At 69.6% G+C, this 10640-nt stretch carries 8 protein-coding genes; 3 read left to right on the top strand and 5 right to left on the bottom strand.

The genetic code is table 11. The annotated features are described in order from the left end of the window. Positions 1 to 1821, top strand: a 1821-nt coding sequence (locus VIR15_RS04165) for a HelD family protein (RefSeq protein ID WP_331926213.1), incomplete at its 5' end; no start/stop codon positions are given. Positions 1822 to 2153: 332 nt separating this feature from the next. On the opposite strand, the gene lysS is transcribed toward VIR15_RS04165, so the two are convergent. Together lysS and VIR15_RS04155 are read right to left on the bottom strand one after the other, a co-directional pair. Beyond that, on the bottom strand, positions 2154 to 3956 hold the full coding sequence (lysS, locus tag VIR15_RS04160) for a lysine--tRNA ligase (RefSeq protein WP_331926212.1): 1803 nt from the start codon (positions 3954 to 3956) through the stop codon (positions 2154 to 2156). Between the two features lie 89 nt (positions 3957 to 4045). Beyond that, positions 4046 to 5356, bottom strand: coding sequence for an adenylosuccinate synthase (locus tag VIR15_RS04155; RefSeq protein WP_331926211.1), 1311 nt, complete (start codon positions 5354 to 5356; stop codon positions 4046 to 4048). Positions 5357 to 5682: 326 nt separating this feature from the next. Here VIR15_RS04155 and VIR15_RS04150 point away from each other — a divergent pair, with 326 nt between their 5' ends. Together VIR15_RS04150 and VIR15_RS04145 are read left to right on the top strand one after the other, a co-directional pair. Then, a complete protein-coding gene (locus VIR15_RS04150) occupies positions 5683 to 7182 on the top strand; it encodes a M28 family metallopeptidase (RefSeq protein ID WP_331926210.1) in 1500 nt (499 codons plus the stop codon). 147 nt (positions 7183 to 7329) lie between these two features. Continuing rightward, positions 7330 to 8259 carry a diacylglycerol/lipid kinase family protein gene (locus tag VIR15_RS04145; RefSeq protein WP_331926209.1) on the top strand — a complete coding sequence of 310 codons (930 nt, stop codon included), beginning with the start codon at positions 7330 to 7332 and terminating at the stop codon, positions 8257 to 8259. Here the strand turns inward: VIR15_RS04145 and VIR15_RS04140 are convergent. The 3 genes from VIR15_RS04140 to VIR15_RS04130 all read right to left on the bottom strand — a co-directional run. Continuing rightward, positions 8228 to 9031: an alpha/beta fold hydrolase gene (locus tag VIR15_RS04140; protein ID WP_331926208.1), complete on the bottom strand. Its 804-nt coding sequence runs from the start codon at positions 9029 to 9031 to the stop codon at positions 8228 to 8230. The genes VIR15_RS04145 and VIR15_RS04140 overlap by 32 nt on opposite strands. Before the next feature lie 64 nt (positions 9032 to 9095). Beyond that, positions 9096 to 9749, bottom strand: a complete 654-nt coding sequence (locus VIR15_RS04135) for a response regulator (protein WP_331926207.1) — start codon at positions 9747 to 9749, stop codon at positions 9096 to 9098. Continuing rightward, the coding region (locus tag VIR15_RS04130; RefSeq protein WP_331926206.1) for a sensor histidine kinase at positions 9746 to 10640 on the bottom strand (895 nt) is incomplete at its 5' end. The genes VIR15_RS04135 and VIR15_RS04130, both read right to left, overlap by 4 nt.

Raw genomic sequence — 10640 nt, 5'->3', positions numbered from 1 at the left:
TGGCGGGCGCCGGCGGCCTCACCGTTCTATCGGGCGACACCGGTCGAGCCGATGGGTGTGCTGCGACGCCGGGTCCTGCGCAGCCAGGGGTCCACGGTCATCGGCGTCGAGGACGACCTCATGGTCCCCGAGGTGCCGGACGACATCGTCGTGGTCGGCGACGGCGCCCTGATGGCGGCGCTCACCCGGTCCCGGAGCGGCCGCATGCGCGACATCGTCGCGACCATCCAGGCCCATCAGGACGAGGCGATCCGTGCCGCCGCACGCGGCATCACCGAGATCACGGGTGGGCCCGGCACGGGCAAGACGGTCGTCGCCCTGCACCGGGCCGCCTACCTGCTCTACTCGGAGCGACGTCGTTTCGAGTCGGGCGGGATCCTTGTCATCGGACCGTCCGGCGCCTACACCGCGTACATCGAGCGGGTCCTGCCCTCGCTCGGCGAGGAGTCAGTGACACTGCGAGCGGTCGGCGAGGTCGTCGACGCGGTGGACACCGAGCGTCTCGACCCGCCCGACGTGGCCCGCATCAAGGGGTCCACCCGCATCCGGACCGTCCTTGGGAAGGCCGCCCGGGGGCGCGTGCCGGACGCTCCGACCGAGTTCCGGGCGTTCGTCGCCGGACGTGCCGTGCGCCTCGAGGCCCCGACCCTCGACCGGGTGCGGTCGCAGGTGCTCAGGCAGCACCAGCGCAACCTCGCGACCGCGGCTGCCCAGGCGGCCCTTGGCGAGGCCGCCTGGTCATCGCTCGGCATCACCGGCGATCGTGACGCGAAGGCCGAGTTCCTCGACAAGTGGGAGGACCACCTCGATGTCGACGCGTTCATGGCGGCCTGGTGGCCGCAGGTCGACCCCCGCGAGGTGCTGACCTGGCTCGCCGACCCGGACCTCCTGCGTCGCCATGGCCGAGGGGTCCTCGATGACCATGCCGTCGACCTGCTCGCCGCCTCGTTCGGCACAGCCCTCGAGGTGGGGACCTGGTCGGTCGCCGACGTCGCCCTCATCGACGACCTGTCCGCCAAGGTCGGACCGGTCCAGGAGGCGCCCCGTGAGGAGCGCGGGTTCTACGAGATCGAGGAGCTCGAGGACCTCAGCCAGTTCGGCGTCACCGAGGTCCAGCCCGTCTCATCCACTCGCGAGACCCGCGCCGAGGTCATTGCCGAGGATCCGCGTGGGCGACTGCTCGCCGGCCGGATCGGGAAGCCGGATGAGTATGCGCACATCCTCGTTGATGAGGCCCAGGACCTGTCCCCGATGCATTGGCGGATGATCGGCCGTCGGGGGCGCCACGCCTCGTGGACGGTTGTCGGGGACGCCGCGCAGGCCTCGTGGACCGACGCGCAGGAGGCCCGGGCCGCACGCGAGGAGGCCTTCGGCACGCAGCCGCGCCGCGCCTTCCACATGGCCACGAACTACCGCAACGCGCGGGAGATCTTCGACTACGCCGCCGAGGTCATCCGCCGGGAGGTGCCGGACGCAGATATCCCCGAGGCGGTCCGCGATACGGGACACGACGTGGTCGAGGGTGCCCTCGGACGGGACGCGTTCGGCTCGGTTCAGGGCGCCCTCGACGCCCTGGCGGAACAGGTGGCCGGGGCGATCGCTGTCGTCACCCCGCAGCGGTATGCCGCTGAGCTGGCTCCGCTCGCCGGCTCGGCTGGCGGGCGGGTTGAGGTCGTCGATCCGATGTCGACCAAGGGCCTCGAGTACGACGCCGTCGTCGTCGTCGACCCGCCGGAGATCGCTCGGGAGTCCCCCGGCGGCATTCGGGTGGTCTACGTGGCGCTGACGCGTGCCGCGCACCGAATGACCGTTCTGTCCTGAGGTGCGCTTGTGCAAGGTAAAGACTTGTTCAAGGAATGCCAGATCCGTCGACTTCCCCCGTGGGCGCGCGGGATGATTGTTGAGACGTCGACGGCGTGCGAACCACCCACCCTCCCCGCCGGTCTCTCCCCCCGAGGCCCCATCGACGTCCGGCGCAGTCTCGGCTTGCCGTGACTCGCACCGGGCGGGGGACGTGATGCACCCCCCCTGCATCTCGCCCCCCGCCCACCACCACCAAGTCGAAGCCCCGGATCACAACGACGTGTCCGGGGCGTTCGCATGCGCCCCCGCCTCAGTCGAGTGCCAGCTGGCCTCGCGAAGGGCTGCGATCGTCAGTGGCCGAGGAGCCGCTTCGTGCGCTCGGCGCCGACCGCCAGCAGCAGCGTCGGCAGCCGCGGGCCGGTGTCCTTGGACACGAGGAGCCGGTAGACGAGGACGAAGAAGGCGCGCTGCGCCCGGGACAGCTCGGGATCCTTCACCTTGGCGGACGGGTCGAGGCCCCGTTGTACCTTCGGCACGCCATAGACGAGGTGGGTCAGGCCGTCGAGCGACCAGTGGTCGTCGAGGCGATCCACGAGGAGGCGTAGCGACTCACGCTGCTCGTCGTCGAGGCCGGCCAGCAGCTCGGTGTCGGGCTCGGACCGGACGATGGTGCGGTCCTCGGCCGGCACGTAGCCGAGCATCCAGCGTTCGGCGCAGTCGAGACGGGGTCGAAGGTCGTCGATCGAGATCACCGGGTTGTCGGGCTCGAGCTGGGACAGGATCCGCACCGCCTGGGCCTCATCGCCCTGCGTCACGTCGATGACCGAAGCGATGGTCCGGAACGGCATGGGCCGTGGCGTGGTCGGCAGCTCATGCACGCCGGCGGCTGTGGCCACCGAGGTCGAGCGCAGGTGCGCCGCGAGGTCACCCGGCTGGGCACCACCCTCGGGACCGGCGGCGACCTTGCGCACCAGCGCGTCCCACTCGTCGTAGAGCCGCTGCAGCTCGGGGCCAAAGGCGACGTCGAAGCTCTGGTTGGGCCGGCGCCGGGCGTAGAGCCAGCGGAGGACCTGGGGCTCCATGACGTCGAGGGCATCATTCGGGATGGGCACGCCGCCCTTCGACGAGCTCATCTTCGCCATCCCGGCGATCCCGACGAAGGCGTACATCGGCCCGATCGGTCGCTCCCAGCCGAAGAGCGGCGCCAGGTCCTTGCCGACGACGAAGCTGGAGCCCGGGCTCTGGTGGTCGACGCCGGACGGCTCGAAGAGCACGTGCTCGTAGGCCCACCGCATGGGCCAGTCGACCTTCCAGACGAGCTTGCCGTTGGTGAAGGTGTCGAGGTCGACCTGCTCGGTGTGGCCGCACTTGGTGCACTGGTAGGTCAGGTCGTGCGAGTCGTCGTCATAGCCGGTGACGGTCGTGAAGTCCGTGCCGCAGACAGAGCAGAACGGCTTGTAGGGGAAGTAGCCGGCCGTGCCCTCGCTGCCGTCGTCCTCGGTCGCCGCGCCCGATCCGCGCTCGGCCTCCGTTGCGGCAGCGGCCTGCTCCTCGGTCAGCTTCTGCTGCACCAAGGCGGGATCCTGCCGCTTGCCCTTGCCCGACGCCTTCTGCTTCGCATCGGCAGCAGCCTCGAGCGTGCGGTACCGCCCCAGTACCTGGTCGATGGCCAGGCGCTCGCGCATCGCAGTCAGGATCTGCTCGCGGTAGGCGCCGGCGCGGTACTGCTGGGTCTGGCTGATCTGCCGGACCTCGATGCCCGTCGCCTCCATGGCCTCGAGGAGCGGTGCCTTGAAGTGCTCCGCCCAGTTCGCGTGGGGCGACCCGTGCGGCGCAGGGACTGAGGTGAGCGGCTTGCCGACGTGCTCCTCCCAGGACTCGTCAACGCCCACAAGGTTCTTCGGCACTCGCCGGAACCGGTCGAAGTCGTCCCAGGAGAGGATGTGCTCGCACGCGATCCCGCGGCGCTTGATCTCGTCCGCCACGAGGTGCGGCGTGATGAGCTCGCGGAAGTTGCCGAGGTGGATCGGCCCCGAGGGACTGATTCCCGAGGCGCACACGATCGGACCGCGGAGCCCTCGCCGCTCTGCTTCCAAGGTCACCTCGTCGGCCAGCCGGGTAACCCAGTCCTCGGCAACAACCTGTTCTGTCATGGGATTTCCTTCTGCATCAATCAGTCCTGCTCGGCAACACACCCGGATACCGGGCGACACACCCGGCTGTAACCGAGGCGAGTTGACGATCAGCGGGTGTGTTGCGGGTTGAGGGGGTGGCGCTCGATGATCTCGTCGCGGCCCGGACCGACGCCGATCGCCGAGACGCGAGCACCGATGAGCTCCTCGACGCGCAGCACGTAGCGCTGGGCGTTCTCGGGCAGCTCGTCGAAGGTGCGGCACTGTGAGATGTCCTCCCACCACCCGGGCAGCTCCTCGTAGATCGGCTCTGCGTGGTGGAAGTCGCTCTGGTTGACCGGCATCTCGTCGTGCCGCACTCCGTCGATGTCATACGCCACGCAGACCGGCACCTTGTCCAGCCCGGTGAGCACGTCGAGCTTGGTGATGACGAAGTCGGTGACCCCGTTGACCCGGGTCGCGTACCGTCCCACGACGACGTCGAGCCAGCCGCAGCGCCGCGGCCTCCCGGTCGTCGTGCCGTACTCCGCCCCGGTCTTCCGGAGGAACTCGCCGTGGTCGTCGTGCAGCTCAGTCGGGAACGGCCCCTCACCAACGCGAGTCGTGTACGCCTTGAGGATCGCGATGACCGAGTCGATCCGCGTGGGCGGCACCCCGGACCCCGTGCAGGCCCCGGCCGAGATCGCATTGCTCGACGTGACATACGGATACGTGCCGTGGTCGACGTCGAGCAGCGTCGCCTGGCCCGCCTCGAACAGCACCGTGTCGCCACGGTCGAGCGCCTGACCCAGCTCGAGCGAGACGTCGCTGACCATGGGAGCGAGCCGAGCGGCATACGACAACAGCTCGGTCACCACCTCGTCAACGTCAGCCGCACGCGTGTTGTAGATCTTGACGAGGACCTGGTTCTTGACGTCGAGGGCGCCCTCGACCTTCTGGCGCAGGATGTGCTCGTCGTAGAGGTCCTGGATGCGGATGCCGATGCGGCTCATCTTGTCGGCATAGGTCGGGCCGATGCCGCGACCGGTCGTGCCGATCCGCCGGCTGCCGAGGAAGCGCTCGGTGACCTTGTCGAGCGTCCGGTTGTACGACGGGATGAGGTGTGCGTTGGCGCTGACGCGCAGCTTGCTCGTGTCGACACCGCGCGCCTCGAGGCCGTCGATCTCCTCGAAGAGCACCGCGAGGTCGATGACCACGCCGTTGCCGATCACCGGCGTGCAGTTCGGGGACAGGATGCCGGACGGCAGCAGGTGGAGCGCGTATGTCTCACGCTTGCCGTCCTGCTCGATGACCACGGTGTGGCCGGCGTTGTTGCCGCCGTTGAACTTGACGACGTAGTCGACGCTGCTGCCGAGCAGGTCGGTCGCCTTGCCCTTGCCCTCGTCGCCCCACTGCGCCCCGACGAGCACGATTGCCGGCATCAGTCCGCCTTCCGTCTGCCTGCTGAGCCAACGGCAAGGCTATCGGTTCGTGTCGCACCTCCCGGACGCCGATCAACGCGCCCTTCCCAGAGGCGCGCTCCGTCGCTAGGTTGTGCCAAACCACCAGACCCCCCGGGGCGAAGGGAATGCGGACAACGATGTCAGCAAGCCTCCACACGGCGCAGCGCGGCGCCCACCCTCCGAGCGCGCGGATCCGAGTCGCCGATTGACCCACGTCTAGCACTCTCATGCCTGACCACAAGCCAGACCCTTCGTATGCCGCCGTCGCCACCGCCCGGCGGGACCGATCGAGAGAGAGCAACAACATGAGTCAACGCACGCATCGCACTGCCGCCGCCTTCGTGGCGGCGCTTCTCGCCGCCGGGGGAGGCACCGCCGCCGCCGTGTCCGCCGCGGCCGCGTCGCCGTCCTGCGAGACCCGCAACAACAACACCGTCAGCAACCTCCTCGAGTGCGTGACCCTCGACGGAGTCCGCGAGCACCAGGCCACCTTCCAGCAGATCGCGGACGACAACAACGGCACCCGCGCTTCGGGCACCCCCGGCTTTGACGCGTCGGCCGACTACGTGGTGGAGACCATGGAGGCAGCGGGCTGGAACGTGTCGGTCCAGGACTTCACGTTCCAGACCTTCGAGAACCTCTCCCCAGCGGTCCTGCAGCGCGTCGCGCCGCCGCCGACGGCCACCCTCGAGAGCACCATCATGTCCTACTCGGGAAGCGGCGACGTCACGGCTCCGGTGACAGCACTCCCGGCGGCGGACGCAACACCCGGGTGCGAGGCCTCTGACTTCGCCGGCTTCACCGCCGGGAACATTGCGTTGATCTCTCGAGGCGCCTGCGCGTTCGGGATCAAGGCGACCAATGCCTTCAACGCCGGTGCCGTCGGCGTCGTGATCTACAACAACATCCCGGGGGAGCTCGCCGGTACCTTGGGCAACACGTTCACGCTCGACATTCCCGTGGTCGGCATCACGCAGGCCCTGGGCCAGGAGCTGGCCGCCACCACCGGGCTCGAGCTTCGACTCAAGACCGAGACCGTGCGCGAGATGGCCACGACCTCCAACGTGCTGGCCGAGCTGCCGGGCAAGAACGCAGGCAACGTCGTCATGGCCGGAGCACACCTCGACTCAGTCAGCGACGGTCCTGGCATCAACGACAACGGCAGTGGCTCGGCAGCCCTGCTCGAGCTGGGCCAGCAGCTCGCGAAGGTGAAGCCGCAGAACACCATCCGCCTCGCGTGGTGGGGTGCTGAGGAGGCGAACCTCGTCGGGTCGACGTACTACGTCACCAACCTCCCGGAGGAGGAGCTCGACACGATCGCGCTCTACCTCAACTTCGACATGATCGGCTCGCCGAACCACGTCTTCTTCATCTACGACGGTGACAACTCCGACGACGTCGGCGCCGGACCCGGGCCGGAGGGCTCCGCGCAGATCGAGCAGACCTTCGAGGCGTTCTTCGAGTCCCGCGGCATCCCGTTCAAGGGCACCGACTTCAGCGGACGCTCGGACTACGGTCCGTTCATCGCGGCCGGCATCCCGTCGGGCGGCCTGTTCACCGGCGCCGAGGGCATCAAGACGGCCGAGGAGGCTGCCATCTGGGGCGGCACCGCAGGCATGGCCTACGACCCGTGCTACCACCAGGCCTGTGACACCTACGCCAACAACAACGACTTCGCGCTCGAGCAGAACTCGGACGCCGTGGCATACGCAGTGCTCAACTACGCCATGAACACGAGTCTCATCAACGGCGAGAAGGCCAAGGGCAACTTCCGGGCGCCAGCCCCGGAGCAGCCGGCCATGTGATCGTCGACAACCAGGAGGGGTCGAGGGTCGCCCGCTCGGGCGCCCTCGGCCCCTTCCGCTTGTCCTCCAAGACCATGCCGTATGCCGCTGGGCTCGCTCCCGTGCACCAGCCGGGTTGGTGCCCCGCCAGTCAGGCACACTCGATGAGTGCGCGTTGCCGTCGTTGCCAACCCGATCCGAGTCTCGACCGATCGCCTTGGCGCCGCGGTCGAGGGCGCCTGCCGGTCACGGCACTGGCCCGCGCCGACCGTCCGCACGACGACCGTCGAGGATCCCGGCGCTGGTCAGGCTGCGGACGCGGTGACCGACGGCAGCGACGTCGTCGTCGTCTGCGGCGGCGACGGGACGGTCCGTGAGGTGGCCAGCGCCCTCGCCGGGACCGGCGTGGCGATGGGCATCGTGCCGCGCGGGACGGCGAACCTCTATGCCCGCAACCTCGGCCTGCCCCTCGGCTCCGTCGAGCGCGCCCTCGACGTCGCCCTTGACGGGGAACCGCACGAGGCGGACCTCGGCCGAGCGCGGTGGGGGCGACGCGACGGCCAGGTCCGCGAGGGAGCCTTCGTCGTCCTGGCGGGGATCGGGCATGACGCGCGAACGGTGGAGCTCGTCAGGCCCGCCCTGAAGAAGCACACGCAGTGGGTCGCCTACTTCGTCCCGGCACTCGTCACGCTCGGCGCACCACTCCTGCCGATGACGGTCAGCTGTGACGGCGGACCTCCTGAGCACCACCGGCTGTGGTGCCTGCTGGCGGGAAACGTCGGTCGCATCCCGCTCGGCATCGAGGTCCTGCCGGGAGCTCGGATCGACGACGGCCTGCTCCACCTCGCCGCCGTCGCGCCGACCATGGTGGTGGGCTGGGTGCCCATCGCGCTCAAGGGGCTGCTGCGCTGGCCGGGAGACGTGACCGGGCTCGACTACACGACAGCGACGTCGGTCCGCGTCGAGACCGAGTCTCCTCTGACGATCCACGTCGATGGCGATGAGTACGGCGGCGTCGTGTGGATTGAAGCCACGATCGAGGGCCGCGTACTCCGGGTGCACGTCCCTACGGACGATGGGCGGCGACGAACTCCGTGATGCCCCGCAGGCACGCCTCATTCCCCTCGAGAACCGGCAGGTGGGCGGCATCCGGCAGCCTCAGGACCTCGGCACCGGGGATGCGCTGAGCAGCCGTCAGGGCGTTGGCCGTGGACACGTCGTAGTCGAGGTCGCCCACGACGACGAGGGTCGGCACCGCGACCTGCTCCAGGCGCTCCCAGGCGTTCGTGCTCCGGTCCTCGTCGCCCGTCGGCTCCGCGGCGAGGGCCCGTCGGTTCATGTCGAGGAACAGCTCACGGACCTGTCCACCGACGCGCCCCTCGGCACCACCGTTGATGCCGTCGAGCCAGAACCGTGCCTCGAGCCGGTTGAGCAGGTCGAGGTCACCAGCATCCTCGGCCGCCTGCATCTGCTCGTCGATGGCCTGGACCTCGGGCGAGTCGTCGCCCTGCGGGGCGCCACTGATCGCCGGCGCGACGAGGACCAGTGCCGTCGTCCGCTCGGGGTGCTCGACAGCGAGGTCGAGGGCAGTCCGTCCGCCCATCGAGTTCCCGATGACGACCGCGCTGGACGAGCCGAGCGAATCGAGGACGGCCAGGGCGTCGCCCACCCTCGAGAAGGGCTCGGGCTGGTACGTCGTCCCGCCATGGCCACGGGCGTCGAACGAGATGCACCGGTTCGTTGGGGCGAGCCGCTCCACCAGGGGACGCCAGGCGCGGCGATCCACGACACCGGCGTGGAGCAACAGCACATCGGGCCCCTCGCCTACGATCTCAGTGGCGAGCTCGGCTGATCCATTCGAGATCTTCACTGGCCCAACGTTTCACGGCACCACACTCGCGCGCGACCGGATATGGCAGGGCAAGACAGCGCCCTCACCGCGCGGTGGCGAAGCCCGATTCGTAGGCGAGCACCACGACCTGCACCCGATCACGCAGATCGAGCTTCGCCAGGATGTTGCTCACGTGAGCCTTGATCGTCGCCGCGCCGAGATGCAGCTCGGCCCCGATCTCGGCATTGGACAACCCGCGGGCGATGCCCGACACGACATCGAGCTCGCGCTCCGTCAGGGAGGCGAGCGCCGCGGGCACGCCGTCGCCCGACGGCGGAGTGCGGACATACGCCTCCACGAGTCGCTTCGTGACCGTCGGCGCGAACAGCAGCGCGCCGTCGTGCACGTCCCTGACAGCCCGCACGATCTCGTCCGGTTGGGCCGACTTGAGCAGGAACCCCGAAGCGCCGGCGCGGAGGGCACTGTAGACGTACTCGTCGAGGTCGAACATCGTCAGCATCAGGACCTTGGCACGAGCTCCGCCGGCCACGACGCGACGCACACCCTCGATGCCGTCGACGCCCGGCATCTGGATGTCCATCAGCACGACATCGGCGTCGAGGGCCTGTGCGGTGCGAGCCGCCTGTGCACCGTCGGCGGCCTCACCGACGACGACGAGGTCGTCCTCCGCGGCGAGGACCGATCGCAGACCGGCGCGCAGCAGCGACTGGTCGTCGGCCAGCACGACGCGGATCACGAACCGACCGCCGGCGTCATCGCGTGGCGTGCCGGGAGAGTCGCACACAGCAGGAAGCCCGAGCCGGTCTCGCGGGCGGTGAGCTCGCCGTGCCGTTGATCGACGAGCTCCCGCAGGCCGCGCAGCCCGAGACCCGATCCGATGTTCGCCAACACCGCCGAATGATGCCGTGGATCGGGGCGGGCCGGCCCATTGGTGACCCTCACCACGGCCAGGTTGCCGGCTAGTCGCGCCTCCACGGTCACCTCGCTCCCGGCCGCGTGGCGCACTGCGTTGGCCAGTCCCTCGCGCACGACCCGCAGGAGCAGCCGGGCGTCCGCGGGGTCTGCGTCGGTCCTGAGATCGAGGTCCGTCGTCACGCTGGATCCGGCGCTTCGGGCCGCCTCGACCAATCGGTTGACCTCGTGCCTGAGGTCCATCGTGTCGTCGGGCCCGCTCGGGTGCGTCGACGTGCTGAGCGGGGCACCAGGTCGCGTCGGCACGTTGCTGATGGCGCGCAGCTCGACGGTGGCCTCCCGGCCGATGTCGACGACGGCATCAAGGGCGGTCCGCGCTCCGTCGGGATCACGCTCGCGCAGCACGCCGGCGGCGTTGGCCTGCATCATCATCGTGCCCACCGCGTGGCTGGCCGCGTCGTGCAGATCACGGGACAGGTGCAGCCGCTCATCCGAAACGGCAATCCGCTCCGCGGCCTCGATCTGGGCCTGCCGCAGCTGGGCCTCGACGAGATGGACGGCCGCGGCTGCGTGCTGTCCCGACCAGGCGACCGCTGCGCCGAACGGGAGCACGAGCATGGCGATCTGGATCGGCAGGTTGTCCGGGGCGGTCATCGCGGTCAGGGCGAGGATCGTCGCCGCGAGGACCAGCCACGCCAGGCTCGTGCGTCGGGTG

Source organism: Intrasporangium sp., from assembly GCF_036566125.1.
In the GTDB taxonomy this organism is placed as follows: domain Bacteria; phylum Actinomycetota; class Actinomycetes; order Actinomycetales; family Dermatophilaceae; genus Intrasporangium.
This window is presented reverse-complemented; position numbering and strand designations above follow the sequence as displayed.